This is a genomic window from Lysobacter sp. HA18, from assembly GCF_054057595.1.
The window spans coordinates 1,316,717-1,337,123 of sequence record NZ_JBSRZL010000001.1 but is presented as its reverse complement, the minus strand read 5'-3'; the positions used below and the strand labels follow the sequence as shown (position 1 = coordinate 1,337,123).

The 20,407-nt window shown below is 62.8% G+C and carries 18 protein-coding genes; 5 read left to right on the top strand and 13 right to left on the bottom strand.

What is annotated here, in order from left to right:
• Positions 1 to 206: 206 nt before the first annotated feature.
• The 6 genes from ACVWWW_RS06755 to ACVWWW_RS06730 form a co-directional block, all read right to left on the bottom strand.
• Entirely contained in the window at positions 207 to 2,306 is a 2,100-nt protein-coding gene (locus ACVWWW_RS06755; protein ID WP_027082742.1) for a peptidase domain-containing ABC transporter, read from the bottom strand.
• A gap of 118 nt (positions 2,307 to 2,424) precedes the next feature.
• Positions 2,425 to 2,619 (bottom strand): hypothetical protein, encoded by a 195-nt coding sequence (locus ACVWWW_RS06750; RefSeq protein WP_027082741.1) that lies wholly within the window; start codon positions 2,617 to 2,619, stop codon positions 2,425 to 2,427.
• 90 nt (positions 2,620 to 2,709) lie between these two features.
• Entirely contained in the window at positions 2,710 to 2,940 is a 231-nt protein-coding gene (locus ACVWWW_RS06745) for a hypothetical protein (RefSeq protein WP_051235019.1), read from the bottom strand.
• A 67-nt stretch (positions 2,941 to 3,007) separates the two neighbouring features.
• Complete coding sequence (locus ACVWWW_RS06740) at positions 3,008 to 4,276, bottom strand: HlyD family efflux transporter periplasmic adaptor subunit (protein WP_027082740.1); 1,269 nt, start codon at positions 4,274 to 4,276, stop codon at positions 3,008 to 3,010.
• 296 nt (positions 4,277 to 4,572) lie between these two features.
• Positions 4,573 to 5,067, bottom strand: coding sequence for a YgjP-like metallopeptidase domain-containing protein (locus ACVWWW_RS06735; RefSeq protein WP_027082739.1), 495 nt, complete (start codon positions 5,065 to 5,067; stop codon positions 4,573 to 4,575).
• Positions 5,068 to 5,290: 223 nt separating this feature from the next.
• Positions 5,291 to 8,020 (bottom strand): PAS domain-containing protein, encoded by a 2,730-nt coding sequence (locus tag ACVWWW_RS06730; RefSeq protein WP_456998659.1) that lies wholly within the window; start codon positions 8,018 to 8,020, stop codon positions 5,291 to 5,293.
• A gap of 228 nt (positions 8,021 to 8,248) precedes the next feature.
• Between ACVWWW_RS06730 and ACVWWW_RS06725 the strand changes: the two genes are divergently transcribed.
• Both ACVWWW_RS06725 and ACVWWW_RS06720 read left to right on the top strand, forming a co-directional pair.
• Complete coding sequence (locus tag ACVWWW_RS06725; protein WP_027082738.1) at positions 8,249 to 8,554, top strand: hypothetical protein; 306 nt, start codon at positions 8,249 to 8,251, stop codon at positions 8,552 to 8,554.
• Positions 8,555 to 8,775: 221 nt separating this feature from the next.
• A complete protein-coding gene (locus tag ACVWWW_RS06720) occupies positions 8,776 to 9,105 on the top strand; it encodes a hypothetical protein (RefSeq protein ID WP_155914248.1) in 330 nt (109 codons plus the stop codon).
• A 336-nt stretch (positions 9,106 to 9,441) separates the two neighbouring features.
• Here the strand turns inward: ACVWWW_RS06720 and ACVWWW_RS06715 are convergent, their stop codons facing one another.
• Entirely contained in the window at positions 9,442 to 9,714 is a 273-nt protein-coding gene (locus tag ACVWWW_RS06715) for a hypothetical protein (RefSeq protein WP_027082736.1), read from the bottom strand.
• A 281-nt stretch (positions 9,715 to 9,995) separates the two neighbouring features.
• Between ACVWWW_RS06715 and ACVWWW_RS06710 the strand changes: the two genes are divergently transcribed.
• The gene (locus tag ACVWWW_RS06710) at positions 9,996 to 10,628 is read left to right on the top strand and encodes a hypothetical protein (RefSeq protein ID WP_027082735.1); all 633 of its coding nucleotides are present in this window, start codon (positions 9,996 to 9,998) and stop codon (positions 10,626 to 10,628) included.
• A gap of 137 nt (positions 10,629 to 10,765) precedes the next feature.
• Here ACVWWW_RS06710 and ACVWWW_RS06705 read toward each other — a convergent pair whose 3' ends face one another.
• From ACVWWW_RS06705 to ACVWWW_RS06685, 5 genes are all read right to left on the bottom strand, one after another.
• On the bottom strand, positions 10,766 to 11,446 hold the full coding sequence (locus tag ACVWWW_RS06705; RefSeq protein WP_027082734.1) for a L,D-transpeptidase family protein: 681 nt from the start codon (positions 11,444 to 11,446) through the stop codon (positions 10,766 to 10,768).
• Between the two features lie 153 nt (positions 11,447 to 11,599).
• A complete protein-coding gene (locus tag ACVWWW_RS06700; protein WP_027082733.1) occupies positions 11,600 to 11,869 on the bottom strand; it encodes a membrane protein in 270 nt (89 codons plus the stop codon).
• Positions 11,870 to 12,346: 477 nt separating this feature from the next.
• Positions 12,347 to 13,879, bottom strand: coding sequence for an ABC transporter permease subunit (locus tag ACVWWW_RS06695; RefSeq protein ID WP_155914247.1), 1,533 nt, complete (start codon positions 13,877 to 13,879; stop codon positions 12,347 to 12,349).
• On the bottom strand, positions 13,876 to 14,760 hold the full coding sequence (locus tag ACVWWW_RS06690) for an ATP-binding cassette domain-containing protein (RefSeq protein ID WP_051235015.1): 885 nt from the start codon (positions 14,758 to 14,760) through the stop codon (positions 13,876 to 13,878). The genes ACVWWW_RS06695 and ACVWWW_RS06690 overlap by 4 nt, the downstream gene beginning before the upstream one ends.
• Positions 14,761 to 15,002: 242 nt before the next feature.
• Positions 15,003 to 15,221 carry a DUF1059 domain-containing protein gene (locus ACVWWW_RS06685; protein WP_027082730.1) on the bottom strand — a complete coding sequence of 73 codons (219 nt, stop codon included), beginning with the start codon at positions 15,219 to 15,221 and terminating at the stop codon, positions 15,003 to 15,005.
• A gap of 218 nt (positions 15,222 to 15,439) precedes the next feature.
• Between ACVWWW_RS06685 and ACVWWW_RS06680 the strand changes: the two genes are divergently transcribed.
• Together ACVWWW_RS06680 and ACVWWW_RS06675 are read left to right on the top strand one after the other, a co-directional pair.
• A complete protein-coding gene (locus ACVWWW_RS06680; RefSeq protein WP_027082729.1) occupies positions 15,440 to 16,324 on the top strand; it encodes an HNH endonuclease in 885 nt (294 codons plus the stop codon).
• 11 nt (positions 16,325 to 16,335) lie between these two features.
• Positions 16,336 to 17,172 (top strand): restriction endonuclease, encoded by an 837-nt coding sequence (locus ACVWWW_RS06675; RefSeq protein ID WP_027082728.1) that lies wholly within the window; start codon positions 16,336 to 16,338, stop codon positions 17,170 to 17,172.
• 82 nt (positions 17,173 to 17,254) lie between these two features.
• On the opposite strand, the gene ACVWWW_RS06670 is transcribed toward ACVWWW_RS06675, so the two are convergent.
• Positions 17,255 to 20,188, bottom strand: coding sequence for a reverse transcriptase domain-containing protein (locus tag ACVWWW_RS06670; protein ID WP_196804347.1), 2,934 nt, complete (start codon positions 20,186 to 20,188; stop codon positions 17,255 to 17,257).
• Between the last annotated feature and the right edge of the window lie 219 nt (positions 20,189 to 20,407).

The window sequence follows — 20,407 nt, the reverse complement described above, 5'->3', positions numbered from 1 at the left end:
CACGCGAGAAGCCCCGCGCTAACGGGGCATTTTCTACTTCCGCCAGCGACCTGCCCGCGAGGCGAACTCACGTCATGCTTTTGAGGTCGCTAATTGGAGATTACGGCCTCGCCCACGGTGGGTATCGCGACGGCTCGGAAACAACCGTTCGATTGTCGGCTCTCGGCCCAAAGCGGACGTATCACTGGTTACAAGGCTGCAGGGCGCTATGTAGCCACCGCGTGCAGCGGCGGGCCGGCTTGCGGCTGCGGGCGCAACTCTTGCGCGATGCGACCGGCGTCCATGACCAACACCCGATCGGCGCTAGCAATGGTCTCGGGGCGATGCGCCACGATGACCTTGGTCAGCCGCAGTTGCTTCACCGCATCGTTAACCAACCGTTCCTTCGTGACGTCGAGATGGCTTGTCGCCTCGTCGAGAAACAAGAGCTTGGGGTTGCGATACAAGGCGCGGGCGAGAATCACGCGCTGCTTCTGTCCACCTGAAAGCGAGCTGCCCATGTCGCCAATGAGGCTGTGATAACCCATTGGCATGGCTATGACCTCGTCGTGCACCGCGGCGAGCCTTGCTGCCGCTTCAATGCGCGCTTGGTCAAAGTCCGGATCGAAGAAGCTGATGTTGTCCGCGATGCTGCCGGCGAAGAGTTGATCGTCTTGCATGACCGCGCCAACGATGGCGCGCATGTTGCGCGGGCCGAGTTTATGCAGGTCATGCCCGCCGATGCGGATCGCGCCTTCGGTCGGCGCGAGCAGTCCCAGCAGCAGCTTCAGCAGTGTGGTCTTGCCGCACCCGGAGGTTCCGACGATCGCCACCGACTCGCCTGGCTCAATGGTCAAAGTGCAGTCTCTTAACACCCACGGCTCGCCTTCCCCGTAGCGAAACGACAGCTTTTCCACTTCGATGCGAACATCGACTGGCGGCAGTGCTTCAAGACCACCGTGCCCATCCTCAGGGGGCGTAAGCACGATGTCGGCCAAGCGCTCGCCGTGCAGGCGCAGCATGCGGAAGTCGATCCACTTGTCGATGAGTGCACTGGTGCGCTGCGCGAACTGGTCCTTGTACGCCAGGTAGGCGATGAGCATGCCCACGGAAAATACGTTTTGCAGCGCCAACGTGGCGCCAATCCAGATCACCGCGATGCGCTCGATGCCAAACACCACCTGGCTTGCGGTGTTGAAGCCCAAACCCATTCGAGCCAGGCGCACGTCCTGATTGACGGTGTCGGTCATCAGGTTGTCGTAGGTGGCTCGGCGTTGCGCTTCCTCGCCCGCGACTTTTAGGCTCTGCATGCCCCGCAACGATTCAAGCAGATGCGTCTGCTGGCGCGAGGCTGCGATGAGCTGCTGTTCCGTGCGATTGCGAACCGGGTGGTAGGCAATGGCCCGAATACCCATATAGATGGCCACCGCCAACACGGTAACCAGCGCCAGCTTCCAGCTGTAAACGAGCATGAGGCCGAAGGTAGCGACGGCCATCAGGCCATCAATCAAAGCTTCGACGAAGCTCGTAGTCAGCGTGCGTTGGATGGTCTGCACCGATCCCATGCGCGACGTGATGTCGCCGAGGTGGCGCTTTTCAAAGAAGTCCAGCGGCAGGCGTAGGAGATGGGCGAATACATTCCCCATCCATTGCAGGCCCAAGCGCGAGGACAGAAACACCACCGACCAGCCGCGCAAGAAACCAATGCCGATTTGCAAAAGCAGCGCAACGCCAAAGCCTAGGCCCAACACTACGAGCAGATTGCGGTCGGCGGAGACCAAGACTTGGTCCACCACCCACTGCATGAAGAAGGGTGCAAGCACCACGAACACTTGCAGTGCCAGCGATAGCGCAAGGATCTGGCTGAGCGAGCGCCACAAACCACGCATGGGGCCGGTGAGTTGCCGTGCCGAGACGGACGGCGTGGCTTTCTGCGGTTTGAAGTCGGCCGTTGGGGTCAGTTCGAGCGCTACGCCAGTGAAATGTTTCGACACTTCGTCAAGCGGCAACTTGCGCTCGCCGTGGGCGGGATCGAGAACCGTTGCAGTAGACTCGCCGACTTTGGTCAGCACGACAAAATGGTTCAGGTCCCAATGCAGGATGCACGGGAGCGTGAGCTTGCCAAGGTCGTTTAGGTCCACTCGGAGTGGACGCGTAGAAAATCCTAGTCGATGTGCGATCTGGATCAGATGGTGGAGCTTGGCGCCTTTGAGCGACAGCGGGAAACGAATGCGCATCTCAGGCATGCCAACGGACATGCCGTTCGCGGTCGCCACCATGGCTAAACACGCGAGGCCGCACTCGGCGGCCTCGGACTGGCGAATGATCACGTGAGATCCACCTGCATTATTCGCGCCCGCGCCTCGATTGGGGCGCGACCGCAGTCCTCTCCGGCCGCTAAGGAGTTGCTCCTATCTTTAGGAACGGCAAGCGGCCCCCAAAGCACTACATTTTTCGCTTGCGAAAATAAAGTCGGACCGCGATGAGCGAGACTACGACGCCGACCGCGGCGGCGATCGCCCGATCCTGCGCGGGCATCGAAGCCGTCGAGCTGTTTGCAAAAAAGAACATTACGATGCCGACCGCCACGACGGCGCTCGCGGCGTTTACTGCGACCTTTCGCTTGGCGTCATCATCCACAGCTGCAACCTCTCAGTAGTCGAGCTCATCTTAAGCCAAAGCAGGGCTTGGCTAGCGCTGTTGCCAGCCAAGCCCCGCGCGCATTGCTACTTACTCGATGCAGTTTTCGTAGATCGCGGTGCCGATGGCCCAGCCAACGCACCACGACGCCACGAGCGCAGCACCCACTGCCGCACCTGCCGCCGCCGCAGCGCCGACCGCCGTGGCACCGGTAGCGCTGGACGCGGCAACACCGCCGCCAATGCCCGCGCCGATGGCGATTGCATCGCCAGCGCCAGCGCCGTCGACCTGGGAGATTTCTTCGAAGGTAAGTTCACGCATTTCTACTTCTCCATTTAAGTGACACGCAGTCCCCCTGCGCTACGGGGCCAGTTACCTGGCAAAAGCGCTATGTGTGGTCGAACACGCGACCCTTGATGGAGTAAAGCGGCTCGAACACCCATTCGATGAGGCTTCGACGTTCGCCGATGACGTCTGCATCGAGCACCATGCCGGGCTTCAACGGTTCGAGCTTTCCGTAGGCCCTGATCGCTTGGCTACTCAGCGCGACGGTTACCCGATACAGGGGCTCAGTGCTTTGAGCAGCGCCCAGTAGCGACGCCAACTCGGCGGGGGTCAGCGCGCTGCGACTGATGCGCGCGACGCGACCGCTTTGATGGCCGAACTTTTGATAGGGGTAGGCTTGATAGCGCAGCAGTACCGTGTCGCCGGGCTCGATGAAGCCAATGGCACGGCTAGGCACCAGCAATTCCGCCTCAAGCTTTCCATCGCCCGGCAGAACGCTGAGAAGCGGCTGGCCTTGCTGCACGGATTGGCCACGTTTGACGGTTTGGGTGGCGATCACGCCGTCGACGGGCGCGCTGAGCATCACCGCACCACGCGCTTGGGTTTCGACCTGCTCTTGTTCAAGGGCCGCCAAGTCGCGTTCGTAGCTGGCCTTCGTCGCCTCGCGCTGCCCGGGCAGTTCTTGCATGGCCTGTTGCAACTGCACGATCGTGCGTCGCGTGTTGATCGCTTGACGCTGCAACGCCTGCATTTCGCTGACTTGTTCCAGCGTCGCGGACTCTTGCTGCTTGATCTGCAGCAAGCTGACATAGCGGTCGGCTTGCAGCTGCCGCAGCCGACTGGTCGTTTCGTTGGCTATCCGGATCTGCTCGTTGCGCGTGGCAATTTCCGCTTCGACCTGTGCCAACTCCCGCTGCGCATTGGCCAGCTGCGCAGAAACGCCCTGGCCTTGCGCTGCGAGCAATTGCCTTTGCGCCGAATACCCTGAGGCAAGCCCACCTTGACGGCGTTGCAGACGCTGCTCCAACGCATCGATCGTGTCGCCATTAGCCACCGTGGCCTGAGGCACGGTGATCACCGCAAGAGCTTGTCCCGCAGCGATGCGACCACCCTCGGTTGTGTTCAACGTGCTCACCACGCCGGTGGCGGGTGCTACGACGGTTGCCAAACCACTGGACGGCACGAGCTGTCCCACGACCGTGGAGCGGCGTGCGTAGGTGGCAAAGGTGAGGAAAAGCACGACCGCGAGTGCGGTTATTATGGCAGCCAGCGTGAGCACCCAAACACGAACCGGTTGCGCCAGGGAAATTCCACCCAGCCAACTCGCGCGCTTGGCGTCGAACACTTCCTTGCGAAACAGATCCTGCGACATCGTCCTTGACTACCCCTCCCTCCCCCCGGGAGTGGAAGCATTGGATCAGCGGACGGACGCGCCCGTCAAGCGAAATGCGACATTTGGCTTTCACGAAAATAAACGCGGCGACCGGCCACGTTTAGGTGGACGGGCTACTGCCTAGGTGGGAGCGTGAGGCCTGGTTTCGCGCTGATCGTCGCTGGCGCAGTTAACAGTGGCTTTAACATTTGGCTACGCATACATCCGCCAATGGCCAAAAGCCGACAACGGGCGACGCGTGAATCGGCCCAGCGCCGGGAACGCAGACAACCGGATCACGTCCCCAGGTCCAGATGAGTCAGGTACAGGCGCAGGTCGAACTCGAGCTGGTGGTAGTCGGGCGCCATATGTGTGCACAGGCGGTAGAAGGCCCTGTCGTGCTCGGGCTCCTTCAGGTGCGCCAGCTCATGCACCGCGATCATCTTCAGAAATTCGGCCGGTGCGTCGCGAAACACGGTCGCGATGCGAATTTCGCGGCTCGCCTTCAGCCGGCCACCCTGCACGCGGGAAATACTCGTATGGGTGCCCAACGCGTGTTTCATGACCTGCAGCTTGTTGTCGTAGACGACCTTGGCGAGTGGAACCGACTGGCGTAGGTGCCGCTCCTTGAGGGCTTGCACATAATCGTAGAGCTGGCCGTCCGTACGCACCGAGTGCAGTTCGTCGTATCGGGCTTTCAGTACATCGCCCAGCCGCCCCTGCTCGATGAGCTCATTCACGCGCGCGAGCACGTGCAGTGGGTAGCCGCCAAGGTATTTCAACGGTTGCATCGGGCTCGGCGAAAAGTCGTCATGGACCGCGAGTATGGCGAAGCGCTTCGTCTGTAGACCGAAGGCCAGCGCGCGTGCGTAGCCACGAACAAGCGGCCGTTTGCATCAAGCGGCGCTAGGCGCGGGTCGGCGGTCGACGCTCGTGTATATGCCCACACGTAGGTGCTGCTCGGCACTGCGTCGATGCCCTCGAGGCCAAACATATCGGCGGATGCACCGGCCACTAACGAGCAGGCCCAATGCGCTCCAGCATGCGCAGCAACGTCGGCATGTCGGCGGGTTTGACCAAATGCTCATCGAACCCTGACGCGCGTGAGATGACGCGGTCGTGCGGCTGGCCGTAACCGGTAAGTGCAATGAGCGTGGCGTGTTGCGCCGCGGCGAGCTGCCGGAGTTGCGGGGCCAGTTCGTAACCGGTGATGTCCGGAAGACCAATGTCGAGAATGCAGACATCCCACGCGGACCCGACCTGCGCGGCGGCGAGCGCTGCCTGACCCGTCTGGGCTGTTGCGACAACGTGCCCGCTCAATTCGAGCACGTCCGCCAGCGTCTTGAGGGCGTCCGCGTTGTCGTCGACGACAAGAATGCGCAACGCGACGGCGGGTGACGCAGTGTCGCCCGCGGCCTGCGTTACCAACGCGTCCTCGACAAGAGGCAGGGTGACCGCAAACGTCGCACCCTTCTGCAGGCCGGCGCTGCGCGCGCGGACTTCACCCCCGTGGAGTTGGACAAGGCTTCGCACCAGCGAGAGTCCGATGCCCAGCCCACCCTGGCTGCGGTCAGGCGTCCGCTCGGCCTGCGTAAACAGGTCGAACACCCTGTCGAGCATGCTCGCTTCGATGCCGACGCCGTTGTCGCTGACCGTGAGGCACGCACGTCCGTCGTCCGCAGCGAGACGAACTTCAATGACGCCGCCCTGGGGCGTGTACTTGGCGGCGTTGTTGATGAGGTTGGAGACGACCTGCACGAGTCGATGGAAGTCGCCGCGGACGACGAACTGCCCTGTGCCGATGCTGGTATGGAGCTCGTGCCGGCGCGATTGGAGAAGCGGTTGCGCCTGTTCGATCGCCGTCGACACCACCGCGCGAAGATCGACCGGCACCCGTTCGAGCTCGACGAGGCCACGAGTTACCCGCGAGACGTCGAGAAGATCATCGACGAGGCGCGTCATGTGGCGGACCTGGCGCGAAATCACTTCGCTCGCCTCACGGATCGGGCGCGAGTCACCTGCCGAGAGCTTGAGAATGTGCGATGCGGTATTGATGGGCGCCAAGGGGTTGCGAAGCTCATGCGCAAGCATCGCGAGGAATTCGTCCTTGCGCTGATCCGCTTCGCGCAACGCATCGAGCATCTGCTTGCGCTCGGTGATATCCACGCTGGTGCCGACAAGCCCCATCACCTCGCCGGCGGTATCGCGCAGGGGCGCCTTCGTAGACCACCAGATCGTGGTCACGCCGTCGGGCCGGTGGATCGGCTCTTCCTGCTGCCGTGTCGTGCCTGACGCCATGACCTCGCGGTCGCATTCCATCAGCGCTTCGGCTTCCGTCGCGTTGGCCAGAACTTCGGTGTCGGTGCGCCCGATCAGTTCGTCGGGCGTACGCCCCATCGCTTCAGCAGCGCCGCGATTAGCCAACAGATAGCGCCCGCTTCGATCCTTCGCATACACGGCGCCCGGAACGGCACTGATGAACGTGGAAAGCAGGGCGGACGTGCGATCACGCTCTTCTTCGATACGCCGGCGGTCCTCGACGTCCATCAGCACGCCCGGAAAGCGCACCGGGGTGCCCGAACTGTCGAGCTCCACGCTGCCCGCAGCTTCGACCCATCGGTAGGTGCCATCGCGCAAGACGCGGTATTGGCAGCGATACCGGTTGCCGCGGTCGAGGGCGTCCGTGATTGCCGACTGGACGCGCGCTTGGTCGTCGGGGTGGATGGTTGCGAACGCCGTTTCGATGGGTACGCCGGACGCCACTGCCGCAGGGTCGAGACCGAAGTTCACCGCGAATCGCTCGTCGCCTAGAACGCGATTGGACTGTACGTCCCACATCCACGTGCCGAGGATCGCACCCGCGTCCAGTGCGAGCTGCACGCGCTCAAGAGCAGCGTCCGCGTCGGCCTGGAGCTGTTTGCGACGCGTCACGTCGCGGAACAGAGCTGCCAAGCCATCGCCGACCGGAAAGCATCGGACCTCATACCACTTCTCGCGACCATCGGGATATCGGTACAAATGCTCGAGCGACCGTGGCTGCCGATCAGCCAAGGAGTCGCGATACATCTGGCCGATCGTTCCTTCGAAAGTTCCGGGAAAGAGCTCCCAATGGTTGGCGCCTATCATCTGCTTGCGTTCGAGATGCACCATCGCCGTAGTCGCTTCGTTGACCTCAACGATGCTGAACTCCCGGTCGAACAGGGTGAATCCTTCATCCATGTTTTCAAGCACGCTTCGATAGCGCGCTTCACTCGTCGCCAATCGGCGCTCGGCAAGGATCTGCGCGGTGATCTCGTTGCAGGCGCAGAAGAATCCCCCGACGTCCCCTGACTCGGCGCGCACCGGTGCGTAGAAGAATGAGAAGTGCGCCTCTTCGCGATAGCCGTGGCGCTCCATCCACAGTTCGATGTCGTCCATCTGACTGGGCTCGCCGCGATAGGCTGCCTCGACGATCGGCTGCAGATCGGCGCGGATCTCGGACCAGACTTCCAGGAAGTCGCACGCCAGCGCATCCGGGTGCTTGTTCCCGAGGATCTCGCCGTATGCATCGTTGTAGAGAAGTGTGCGCGCCTCTCCCCACACGATGAACATCGGCTGGTTGGACGCAAGCATGATCGGCACAAGCGTTTTGAGCGCCGTGTCCCACTGCTCCGGTGGCCCGATCGGCGACGTCGACCACGCGAACGCGCGGTGGCGCTCCGCCATGGCGTTGCCACCGGAAAAAAGGAAGGGAACTCGCTTCATGCAGCCGGCCTCTGTAGAACGTTGATGGTAGCCACATGGCGTGCACGCGCCGAGCAGGAGCGTCCTTGGGACCGTTTCCGCGAGGTCACGGCGCAAACACCAGCGCGTCTTTATGGTGCGACCACTGCGTCCGCTTCTAGCGCTTGCCGGCGCTCGCCCGGCACTCGTGTCCGGCTGCTGATCCAGCACAAGGCTTCCCTTCGTCAGCGATTCCACAGGTCGCCAGAAATGCCGATTCTCACCGTCCTTCATGCCCGAGTTGATGCTTGGGCGGACCTCAGTGCTTCGGCTGTGAAGACCCGCGACGCGCTTCAGATGCTGGTCGACTACCCGCATCCGATTACCGAATATCGGTTCGAGGACGAACTGCGCGAGCGGCGCTCGCCGTGGCAGATGCCGATGTCAGCTTCTTTCGCGATCGGCTCGACCAAGCAAAGCGCCAGTACGCAACGGCCGAACGCGCACTATCTGCTCCTGCGGCGGCGGCCCACGCCGCCCCCGGCCGTTAGTGCGCAGCGGGACGCTACCGTCTAAAAGAGGTTCGCGGCGCTCGTGCGAGACCATACCCATGCGCGATCCGCCGGCCTGCTTGCCTGAGCTGACTGGCTACCAGCATGGTTCTCTAGCCAATCCGTCGTTGCGACGGGCAGCGCCGCAGAACTCCTGTCGTCGGCTTATGGTTGACAGCCGACGTTCACGCCCGACGGCGCCGCAGCAGCACAATATCCGCGGCAACGATGGGCGGGGGCTTTGCAGTGTCGGCGCAGGACCAAAACGGGGACGGGCTGCTCTCGCGGGCGGAGCTGGAGATCGAACTCGCTCGCCTCGTGCTGGCGGTGGAGCGGAAGCACCCCGTTGCCGAAGGCGACGCTCCGGTGTCGGACACGTTCGCGACGTGGTTTGAATCGGCAGCGGTTGACCTGCTCGGTCGCGTGAGTCCGGAGATGCGACCGTTCTGCCTCGAGCGCTTGCAGCAGATCGCCCAAAGCAATGCCGGGCTCTCACTGGTCAAGCTCGACCTGGAGGCGGTAGACGTCAGCTTCGCGCCTTCTGCAGACGTGGACGGCTCGAACGGCGCTCCCTGATCGGTGCTGGGAACGGCGCCGTTGTTGCAACCCTGACCCTACGAAGCTACGCCGCGCCCGAGGCCGGGGGTATTGCGGCCGGGTACCGGCTCGTCGCGGTGTTCATCAGGTCGATCCGACTCTAGCTAGGCAGACATCCCTGCCGCGCCATGCGCCACGGCCAACAGCCAACAGCCAAAACGCGCATGCAAGGTGCGTAGCGTTTTAGCTAACCAGCCGATCTGAGTTGAGGTCTGAAGAACCGACCTCGTCAGAAATCGACGCCGTGAAACTTCCAGCGCCAAGGTCAGTTCGGGACCGCAAGGTGATCAACCCGATGGGTGCGCGCTTTTCGGCTCATCGTGGATTACGCGCCGCCGCAGCCGCGGCCTGCAGCACGCGCACGTACGCGTCGCGCTTCCTGTCAGCGTGACTTACGGCGTTCTCCAATCCCTCGACATACGCCGCGATCAGCGATTGTGCGTTGTACTGGTCGCGCAGCTCGTTCATCGTGCTGGTCACGGCGTCGCGCACGTGCCAGTCGACGTTGATGCCCTTCTCGGCCTGGTTGGCGAGGTCGACGACGCGCAGCAGATGCGGCGTCACGAGACCGACGACGGTGGCATTCATTTCTTCGTCCCTGTTTGGAGCATGCGGAAAGGGTAACGCGGCGCGCTGGTCCGGAGCGCGGAAACGAGTCGCAGTCTGCGTTCTTTGCCGTAGTCGGATCAGCGGTCCCGGGCAAAACGAGCGCGCCGGCGCCAGGAGAGGTGAATCGCCAGCGCCGACTTCTCCAACGAACCTATAATGGAGTGCGCGTACAGGGGCTGTCCGCGTTGCCAATTCACTACGTTGCATGCGCCGGTTAACGGCGGTGCCGTCGTGCACTTACGTTCAACTCAGGACTCAACATGCTCAGCAAACGGATTCGCACGGTCGCCGCAGCGACGCTTCTGGTTCTTACGGGCGCGGCCCATGCCGAGGTGCTCACGTTCCACTTCACCGGCACGGTAACGGAGACGCTCGATGCGTCGGTAACGCCAGTGGGCTCACACGTCGAGGGCAGCTTCAGCTACGACGACGACACTGCGGCGGGCATCAACCTGCCGGGCTACGCGGCCTACCAGCCCGCCTCGTTCATGGCCGGCACGGTAAGCGGGCACTCGGTGGTCTCCGACGAGCTCGGCGTCGAGGTGTTCGACAACTCCGCCGGTAACGTCGAGGACGTGGTGGTCCTGTCGGGCCATTCGATCATGGTCGACGACGCGCTCTACGTGGACGGCTCGTTCGGGCTCAGCCTCGCCAGCGCCGCAGGCAATACCGACGTGCTGCACGGTACGGGCCTGCCTTCCTTCTACCCCCTTGCCGACTTCGACGGCAACGCGAACGGCCAGCAGGTCACCTATGGCTGGGTGCAGAAGGACGGCTCGCAGACGGGGCTGATCGCCCATTTCCGCATCGACTCGATCAAGGGGGGCCACGAGCCATGCACCAACCCGCACGGCAAGCCTAAGAAGTGCAAAAAGGCCAAGCCGACCCGGTGATCGCCAGCCGCCGCTCGCGGTGAGCGCATCGACTTATGAGGAGACGGGTTCGAACGAACCCGTCTTTTTTGTTGGAACCGCCGCGACACGAAGAACAAAACCTGATCCCATTCGTTGCGTTTCCAACACCGCGCCTTTCAGCGGCCTGCGTGTCGCGACCGTCGCCCATCGCCGCCTTGCGCACTCGCATGACTTTCGGCGAATTCCGGGAAGGTCTCGGCGATCGTCTGCTTGTCCGGAAGGATGTAGAACAGCCCACCCTTCTCGAACGTCGGTTTGACGACCGCCTCGTAGAACTCGGGCGAGACGTTGATGCAGCCGTGCGTGACGCGGTTGTCGTCCGGCGTCGGCGATGCGAGGCGTTCAGCGCGCTTCTCGGCCGGGACGTTGGTCGCCGTGGGATGGATGGAGACTGCGGAGTCGTAGTCGACCCAGAGCACGCGGCCCGCGTCGATCGACGGGCCGAAACCTCCGACGAAGCGACCTGCGGGTGTCGTGCGATCACGGCCGGGAATTTCGCGAAGCGCGAGGCCGGCGACGCCGGGTGCGGAATGATCACCGGTCGCCGAGCCCAGCAGCGCAGGTGCTGCGCCGCGAAGGCGACCGTCGCCACCGAACACCAGGATCTGTGCGGCGGCCTTGTCGATCACCGCGAACGGATAGCCCTGGCTGTCCTTGCTTGCGACGACCCAACCGGCAAGGTCGGTCACGGTGCTGGATACATCTTGTCCGGGCGGAAGCTGGTCGGTGGCGTCGGCCGGTGGCGCGTCGGCCTCCTTGGCGTTGACCACGCCCGAACTCGCGAAGGCCAACGTCAGTGCCAGCGCAACGCCCCGGATTGCAGGGTAAGTGCAGGTACGGATGGGACGACTCCTTGGAACGGACGCTAGGTACGAATTAGGGAGCCCGGCGGCCAGCGAAGGCCACCGGGCGTACTTCAGGTCGTTCGTTGCGAATGGTGCAAGAGCGACTTAACCGCGCGGCTTGCGACGCGGCGCCGCTTCCAGCTGCTGGACGCGACCTTCAATCTGATCGAGCCGCTGATTCGCCCGCGTTGCGGACTGATTAGCGGCTTCGGCGCTCTGTGCTGCGCCCTGCACCCTCGTGTCGAGTTGATCGAGGCGCGAATTGATCCGCGCGAAATCGTCGTCGTACGTAGCGCAGGCACTAAGGCCGATGGTTGCAACGATCGCCACGCCAAGCGTGCGTGCGATCGACAGATGTTGCTTGGACAGATTCATGCCAATCCTCCTTCCTTTGGGGGTAGCCGGAATATAGCGGCCTTTGCGCCGCGGTCAGGGGCGCGCATACAGCTGGCGTTCGCGCATGTAGACGGCTTGTGAAATATGGCAACCGGTCGTCAGCGCATGCATCGCGGTAGGCGGATCAACGTTTTGGCGAAGGCAGCGAGCTCATCCATGGAGTGCTTGCTCGCCTGACAGTCGATGCGCATCGACGACGCACAACAGCTCCCGGGATACGACGGCTAGCGCACGTGATGAACCGAAACGGACGACGAGCCGATGCCGTGGAAATGCCCATGGGTGACGCGTGTTCTACAAGTCGCGCCGCCGTTTGGTTTGTGCAGACCGTCGACCACGCTCCGATCTCGCGCTACAGGACATCGACTCCGACCCCTGCTTCGGTGCGGGGTGAAATCGAACCTGACCCATTTCGTCGCGACGCATTTATCCACCGCCGCGACGCAACGGCGCTCATCACCTCACCCGCGCCACCAGCGGCCGCCACGCGCCCACCAGCAATGCAGCTGCCAGCGGCAACGCCACCGCATGCCCCATCAACATCGCGCCGGGATTCGTCAGTGCGTTAAACACGAGAGCGCCCTGCACGCTCACGTAGGCGCAGGCGATCAGCACGAGTTCGAACGGGCGCGAGTTGCGGAACAGCGCACCGAGCGCGAGGCCCCAGAGCGCGATCGAGACGCCGGCCATCGCCACGGCCAGCGCGGCCATCGGCTGTTGCACGCCTAGGCGCAGCAGCGCGGGCAACGTCACCAGCCACGCCATGACGATGCCCACCACCACGCGCGCGGCGAGCAGGCGGTTGCGCATGTTCGACGCGGTGAACACCAGCGCACCGGTGTGGGTGTCGTGCTCGCGCAGCACGGCGCGTGAGAACAGCTCCATCGACAGCAGCCAGCCGGCGAGGATCGCCACCACCAGCCCGACGTCCTTCGCGAACATCTGCGCGATGAAGATGCCGAGCATCGCGAAGAACCACAGGCGTCGACGCGGCCGCAACGCGAGCCGCACTTCCGCGCTCACCAATGCACCGAAGCGGCTCCAGCCCAGCGGGATCATCAGGCCGTCGAGCCAGCGCAGGCTGCGGCCGTCGGTCGAGCGCGAACGTGCACTGCCGCGGCGTGCGGCGCAGCGATCGAGCAGCGGCGTCGCCGCGAGCAGCACGATCACCGCCAGCGCGAGCCAGAAGCCGCGCGCGGCCAGCACGTCCGGGCCCACGTCCCAATGCGTCCAGTCGAACAGCACCAGCGGCTTGCCCTGCAGCGACTCGCCGCCGATGCTCACGCCGCTCTTGATGAAGTTGGCGGGCAGGCCCGCGCCGCGCTTGAGCGACTGCTCGACCGCGAGCAGTCCCTGCGGATCACCGGGCCAACTGCCCGAGCCGCGCGCGACGTTGCCGGTCATCACGAAGATCCACACGAAGAAGTACGCCACGTTGCCGGCGCTGCGGCGCAGCCACGGCAGCAGGTCGAACCACACCGCGCAGGTAGCACTGAAAGCGAACGCCGGCAGCGCGACGATCACGACGGGCTTGAGCAGTTCGACGACATCCAGATGCGGCACTTCACCGCGCACGAACTGCGCCGCCACACCGACCACCACGCCGAACGCCAGCATCAGCGCGAACACGGCGATGTGGCTCAGCCACTTCGCGAACAGGTAGCCCGCACGGTTCATCGGCGTGGACACCAGCAACTGCCACGTTCCGGTGTCGAAGTCGCGTACCACCGTGCCGCGCACCACGTAGAAGCCGATCAGCGAGAGCAACCCGCCGTACACCAGCGAGATCACCAGGCCGATCCACGCGCTCGAGTAATGCGCGCGCGCACCCGCACCGAACCAGACGGTGAGGTAGCCGGCATCGGCGGGCGGGAAGCTCCACCACGTCGCCACCGCCAGGGCGCCCAGCAGCACCCACGTGCGTGGCGTGCGCAGGCGCTGGCGCAGGTCGGCCATGCAGATCGCGGCGACGATCCGCAGCGCGTTCATGCCGCCAGCTCCGCGCGGTGCAGGCGCCACAGGTAGGCGTCTTCGAGATCGGGCGCGATCGCCGTCGCGTCGTTCGACGGCGTGCGTTCGCCGACCACGCGGATCTCCACGCCATCGGCGCGTCGCTGCGCGCGGCTGATGCGGTGCGCGACGCGCATCTCGGCCAGGCGATCCGACGGCACCGTCCATGACCAGACGTGCCCCTGCGCATCGGCCATCAATGCTTCCGGCGTGCCATGGAAACGCAGTTGCCCGCCGACCAGCACGGCCAGGTCGCCGGCGCTGGCTTCGATGTCCGAGACGATGTGCGTGGACAGGATCACCAGCCGGTCTGCGGCCAACTCGGCGAGCAGGTGGCGGAAGCGCATGCGCTCGTCGGGGTCGAGGCCGACGGTGGGCTCGTCGACGATCAGCAGGCGCGGGTCGTTGAGCAGCGCCTGCGCGATGCCGACGCGCTGACGCATGCCGCCGGAGAACCCGCCGAGGCGACGGTCGGCCACGTCGGTCAGCCCCACCCGGTCGAGGCACTGCGCCACGCGCTCGCCCACCCCGCGCGAAGGCAGACCCTTCACCGCGGCGAGGAAGGCGAGGAATTCCCGCGCCGACAGCGCGTCGTACACGCCGAAATCCTGCGGCAGGTAGCCCAGTTCGGCGCGCAGCGCGTCGGGCGACTTCGCGATGTCATCGCCGCGCCACGTCACGCGGCCGCTGCTGGCGCGCGCCAGCGTGGCCAGCACGCGCATCAGGCTCGACTTGCCGGCGCCGTTCGGCCCCAACAGGCCCACCACCCCCGCGCCCAGCCGCATCGCCACCCCGTCCACCGCGCGGTGCCCGCCCGGATAGGCGAACCCGACCGACTCCATCACCAGTTCGACGCCCATCCCTGCACTCCACACCCAGATTGTGTTGGTAGTGTAGTGATGTAGTACACCTAGCGTACCGTGCCGATGGTCAGGGGCTGATCTCGGGCGGCTGCGACGGGGACGGGGCCGCCAGCGTTCCGGCGCCGATATCAGAAGCGTCGATCGCGGCTACCGACCTCGGGCGCAACGCAGAACGGTCAGGTCACACCGTTGGGAATGAACCTGACCCCGCTTCTCTCCGTTGCCGTCGCCAATCGCGCTCACGCGCGGGCGTCGCGCGAGTGCTCGACTGGCGGCGAACCCGCGTGGAAGCCACGGCGGATCATGCTGCGCAGCTCGGGCGTGTCGTGTTCGCCGTGTGCAGCCACTGCGTGGTGCACGGCGGCGTCTTCGAGCTCGCGGTCCGAGTCGGCGGCGATCGCCACGGTGCATCCGGATTCGCTCGGCATCTCGCGGCAGTCGATGTACTTGCGTGTCATGGCGTCCTCCCGTCACGGCGGCCAATCCGCGAGCCCAATCTAGGCCGGTGTTCTTGCCGACGGCAAGCACGACCGTTGCTATCACGTGCGTGGCAAACCGCGCGTGCTGGTTGTTCTTCGCCCAGGCGGCGCGAGAGCTCCGCACACGCCGGACGTAACCGCCGGTCGGCCCAGTCGCGAAGTGCCTGGTACCCTGGCCCGACGCGCCCGGGGACGCCATGACCAACGCCGTATTCACCGCATCCGACAGCTCGATCTATGACGACTTGATCGAGGAGCGGTATCACTTCCCCCGGACCTATCTCAGACAGGTGGAAGGTGCAGTTGGCGACTGGATCGTCTATTACGAACCCCGGCGAACCACCGGTCCGCATAGCGCCACTGGGCGTCAAGCATATTTCGCAATTGCGCAGGTCACTGCGATTGTTCCGGACAGCGCTCGCAGCGACCACTTCTACGCACTGATGCACGGTTACATGGCGTTCGACACGGCGGTGACCTTTCGTGACGACAGCGGCTATCGCGAATCGAAGCTCTTGCGGGAAGACGGCAAGACGAACAAGGGCGCGTTCGGCCGCTCAGTGCGTGAGCTATCCCAAGGGGAGTTCGACGACATAGTGCGTCGCGGTATCAGTCTTCATGCTGAGCCCTGGGAGCAAGCGACGCGGGTGGCAGAAGACGTGCCCGAATATGTTTACCGACCGATCGTCGAGACAGTCACGACACGTAAGGTGCGTGACATCGCATTCCGTCGCCAGGTCCGCGCTGCCTACGGCAACACTTGCGCTGTCACGGGCCTTCGCTTGATCAATGGCGGCGGCAGACCCGAGGTGCAGGCGGCCCACATCCGATCTGTTGAGGCCGACGGCCCGGACACCGTGCGTAACGGCATTGCCTTGACCGGCACAGCCCACTGGCTCTTCGACCGCGGCCTCATGACATTCACCGACGACTACCACGTACTCCTTTCGCCTCACGGCGTGCCGCACGAACTCGACAAACTGATTCGCCCGGAGCGATCACTTCTCCTGCCCGACGCGCTAGACCTTCGGCCGCATCCCACCTATTTGCGGTGGCACCGCGAAACCTGCTTCAAAAGCTGAGAAGACCAACCATGGCGCGCAAGAAGGAATCCGGGCTCGATGTCCTCGCGACGCTCCCGTGGCCCATGGGCATTGCACTAGGCGCGCTTGGCTTCTGGGCAGTGCGTTACGGCCTAGGCTGGTACTTCAGTCACAACGGTGGGCCGCTGACCGCCCAACTCGGCAAGCAGCTCAGCAACGGATCACTCGCGCCTCTGGCTTGGCTGTTGCTAGCCATCTGTTGGCTCGCGGCGGGCGTGTCGTATCTCCGGCGTCGCCAACGCGCCCAACTTCTGCAAACACGCACTGACCTCGACAGCATTGCTTCACTGAACTGGCGCCAGTTCGAGCAACTGGTCGGCGAGGCGTTCCGTCGCCAAGGCTATCGAGTTGAAGAAACCGGACAAGGCGGGGCGGACGGCGGCATCGACCTCGTTCTTCATCGAGGTGGCAAGACGACTCTCGTGCAGTGCAAGCAGTGGCGCCAGCGTCAGGTCAACGTGTCGACGGTGCGCGAGATGTGGGGCTTGCTCGCTCACCACGGCGCGGACGCGATCAAGATCGTTTGCGTTGGCGACTACACCGCCGACGCCGGACGCTTCGCGTCCGGCAAAGCAATCGAACTAGTCACTGGAGTGGACCTAACTCGTCTGGTCGCCGCTGCGCGAACAGTCGGAACCGTACCTACTGCCGGGCAGGCGGGGCCGACACAAGACACAACCGAGCCGATGAACACGCTTCTAGACGAGGCCGTCCCGGCCTGCCCAAGGTGCTCTACCCAAATGGCAATGCGGACGAATCGTCAGAACGGTCAGCAGTTCTGGGGATGCGTTCAGTACCCGCGATGTCGCGGTACGCGTCCTAGGTGAGAAATGGAACCTAACCCCATTTCTGCTCTGGCGTGGAAACGGAACCCGACCGGATTTCCAGGCCCCATTTCCAACCGTCGAGTTAAAACGCTGAGGACTCGCGCCGGCGCGGCGACATGATGTAGCCAATAGGCAGCGGCTTGTACTCGTCCGAAACTGACTGGTCTCGCTGGTACTTGCGCAACGCGCCAAAATCGATCGACGCAACTACGTAAAAATCCTCGTCGCCGCCTTTGACCTGCACAACGTCGCGGCGCCATGACTTATCGAACGGCATCCGGATTCGACTGTCCCCGTAAGCACGGTTGTTGACCTGCACTACCGCAGCGTGCAGATCATGAGCAGTTGATTCGACGAGAAACTCAAAGGTGCTGAGGTCCTTGTTCCACTCCAAAACGAACAGGGCGTCAACTTGACCTTGGAAATGGGCACGATTCGCGATGGTAGTCAGATCACTGCAGATCAAAACGCCGATACTAAGATCACCGTGGACATAAACTGGCCGCGCGCTCTGCGGGCATCCCGGAACGAATCTCTTCTTAGCGTCATTGCACCCGATCGACTCGTGGTGCGCGAGTGCGAGCTTCGGCTGAATGAAACAGATAGATCCCTGCCGCCCGAAAAAATTGCTACTTAGCGACACCAACGCCTCATTGGTGTAGGACGCCCCCTTCCCGCGATTCTCGAGTCCGGCCAAGAACGACACCCCGCGGAGTCCGAGTTTCTGTGCGATCTGAAGTGCCCAGTCATAGCGGATACTACATTCTGGTAGCGCTATGTATCGAACATCTGGCGACTCCCGAAGTATTCGATTAATCAGGCGGCGAATGCCTACGTACCGGGCAATCGAAGCATCGCCCTTACCGCCGAATGCTGCCTCCCATTGTGAGTCAGACGTCAAATAGCTGGGCACCCCAATCTTGCGCACGCCAGACTGTTCACTCGGCACGTGCACAACCACCCGATCTTCAGAATCCGTCGATATAAAGCGCCACTGCGTGTACTTGCGGTTGACCATCGACCCGCGCGTGGCCCACAACATCTTCTCGAGGCCGCCCCTTACCGACATCAGCTCTGGCGCCGAGATGCAGAGACTCCAAAGCGGAATAGGTCGCGTCGCGAAGGCAATTGCCGGCCAGTACGGCGCTCTGCGGCCCCCACCCGAGCCGCCCGGATACTTTTTTGTAAGCTTTAGAACACGACGGACTGACAGGTCCATAGGCAGCGCCGGTTGCTTCGGCTCACGCTTATTTTCCTTGAGCCAGTAGTCGTAATACGGCCGCCGCGCGAGGTCCGCTTTCAACAAGGCTACAGCCGACGCGCGGAGCGACGTCTTGCTCGGCACAGTCCTCTTACCCTGCACTCTCCGCATCACATCTCGAACCGACAACGTGATTGTCGTAGAGCTGCACGCCGCCAAAGCAACCTGAGCGAAGCCACGATAGTAGTGACGGCGAGACTCTAGAAACTTCGGGCGCTGAGTCGTTCCTGCGGAGCTAGTCGCCATCAGTACGCGTGACACTTCATCGAGACGGTCTAACAACGCACGGGCCTGCTTCAGATCGCCGCAACTGATCATGAGCCCAAAGACACGAACGATATAGGTCAAGTAGTCAAAGACGCCGGTGGGAGTGAGCACATAGCGTGACACCAGCCCGTAGAACCTGTGCCGCTTGCTCCGCCACTGCCCCGGAGCGAGGTCCCGGGCATACGATTCCACGTCACTCAAGATCATCGAAAATCCGAGACGCCGGATGGAAACGGCCTCGGCCTTCCTCAACGCATCGGCTTCTAGAGTCGCATCTGTTGAGGCCAAGAGCGCCTGAGCTGCCATCTGGCTTTCTGAATCGGGCAAGTCGGGAAGGTCACGATACTCGGAAGACTGCTGCCGGATCTTCTCGACAATCTGATCGACGAGATCGATGCCATGCGCACCGTCCAGATAAAAAATCTTCTGCTTTTTGCTGGCGAAAACGATGCGCGAATCTTTCGCGTAGTTGAGCTTTAGTCGTAAGCCGGCGCCACCTTTTGTCTGACTGAGCACAAGCCAGCCCTGCATCGTCTTACGGAGCCAACTGACGAAGTGGTCTCCGGTCTTCAGGCCGGCTTTGCGCTTTACCACCAAAAAGATGTCATCCGCGTAGCGCCCGTAGTAAATGGCCTTCGTCCGCTTGGCAAAAGTCTTATCAAACTCAGCAAGCAAAACATTCGAAATTACACGCGATGCCGGAAGACCCACTGGGATGCCTCCTTCGGGTCGCTCCTTGTAGTCCGGAGTCGATCGGTACCAAGTCTCCAAGCTGCGCACAAATGCGTCATTAAATGCTCGCTCTTGCGCGGACAATGTCACGTTCAGCTTCTTTTGGAATTCGGCGTTCGAGAGGAAGTTAGGTGAGACGGAGTGGTAGAAGCGCTCCACATCCATCGTGACCGCTACGATCGACTGTTTGGCGTCCAGAGCCGAGCGCATTGCATCAAGGCCTTTCGACCGCCAACGACGATATCCGTAGATGTAGTGCTCAAAGAGGTTGTGCGCTTCTTCTGCTACCGGCCCTGCTCTGCCGACTCTGCGAATCACGTGCGCGTACGCGTAACGCCTGTCGAGTGAACCGTCGAACTTGCTACCGATCTTCATCACCCAGAGCGCGGATATCACCAGGTAATTTACGGTTGGTAAGATGATCAATCGAAAGCTAGCATCCATCCGCCGACGCTGCGCTTTGCACTGATCTTGCCAATCCTGTGTCGGATTAAGAGTCGCGTAGTGCGTATCTCTCGCGCCGCCAATGTCTGGGGCCTCAATACTCTTAGGCATGAACGAATAGCCGCCGATGAACTTCAGATCTGCGCTCCAAGCACTGGAGCCGTCCTGGAGCCGCGCGAGCAGACGTCCGAGATTCTTTTCGAGTCGTTGCTCGTAGGCTGCGAAGGCCAAGGCATTGAAGTGCGTCGTGTCTCGAAACGCCTCGTACTTCGCCTTGCGGTATGCCTTGTACAAGTCAGACATCTCGATCATAGGCAGATCGTCTATCGCGCTGGCTTCCATAACCCCCCCCTGCTCGCTGGCTTCCCCTTGAGGAAGCCGCACCAATGTGACGCTTCACGGCAACAACACTGCTTTCGTACGAAGCGTTTGTGGTACACGTTCAACTGCTAAAGGCACACTAGCCATAAAGCATTGCAACACTAAAACGCCCGCTCGAAGGCGGGCGTTTCGATTGCGGATCGTGATCGG

What these genes read in the sequence shown, in the direction of transcription:
- ACVWWW_RS06695 (WP_155914247.1), bottom strand. Translation starts at nt 13,879, where the DNA reads ATGAACGCGCTGCGGATCGTCGCCGCGATCTGCATGGCCGACCTGCGC.
- ACVWWW_RS06715 (WP_027082736.1), bottom strand. Translation starts at nt 9,714, where the DNA reads ATGAATGCCACCGTCGTCGGTCTCGTGACGCCGCATCTGCTGCGCGTC.
- ACVWWW_RS06745 (WP_051235019.1), bottom strand. Translation starts at nt 2,940, where the DNA reads ATGCGTGAACTTACCTTCGAAGAAATCTCCCAGGTCGACGGCGCTGGC.
- ACVWWW_RS06670 (WP_196804347.1), bottom strand. Translation starts at nt 20,188, where the DNA reads ATGATCGAGATGTCTGACTTGTACAAGGCATACCGCAAGGCGAAGTAC.
- ACVWWW_RS06685 (WP_027082730.1), bottom strand. Translation starts at nt 15,221, where the DNA reads ATGACACGCAAGTACATCGACTGCCGCGAGATGCCGAGCGAATCCGGA.
- ACVWWW_RS06675 (WP_027082728.1), top strand. Translation starts at nt 16,336, where the DNA reads ATGGCGCGCAAGAAGGAATCCGGGCTCGATGTCCTCGCGACGCTCCCG.
- ACVWWW_RS06725 (WP_027082738.1), top strand. Translation starts at nt 8,249, where the DNA reads ATGCCGATTCTCACCGTCCTTCATGCCCGAGTTGATGCTTGGGCGGAC.
- ACVWWW_RS06690 (WP_051235015.1), bottom strand. Translation starts at nt 14,760, where the DNA reads ATGGGCGTCGAACTGGTGATGGAGTCGGTCGGGTTCGCCTATCCGGGC.
- ACVWWW_RS06700 (WP_027082733.1), bottom strand. Translation starts at nt 11,869, where the DNA reads ATGAATCTGTCCAAGCAACATCTGTCGATCGCACGCACGCTTGGCGTG.
- ACVWWW_RS06680 (WP_027082729.1), top strand. Translation starts at nt 15,440, where the DNA reads ATGACCAACGCCGTATTCACCGCATCCGACAGCTCGATCTATGACGAC.
- ACVWWW_RS06710 (WP_027082735.1), top strand. Translation starts at nt 9,996, where the DNA reads ATGCTCAGCAAACGGATTCGCACGGTCGCCGCAGCGACGCTTCTGGTT.
- ACVWWW_RS06740 (WP_027082740.1), bottom strand. Translation starts at nt 4,276, where the DNA reads ATGTCGCAGGATCTGTTTCGCAAGGAAGTGTTCGACGCCAAGCGCGCG.
- ACVWWW_RS06735 (WP_027082739.1), bottom strand. Translation starts at nt 5,067, where the DNA reads ATGCAACCGTTGAAATACCTTGGCGGCTACCCACTGCACGTGCTCGCG.
- ACVWWW_RS06730 (WP_456998659.1), bottom strand. Translation starts at nt 8,020, where the DNA reads ATGAAGCGAGTTCCCTTCCTTTTTTCCGGTGGCAACGCCATGGCGGAG.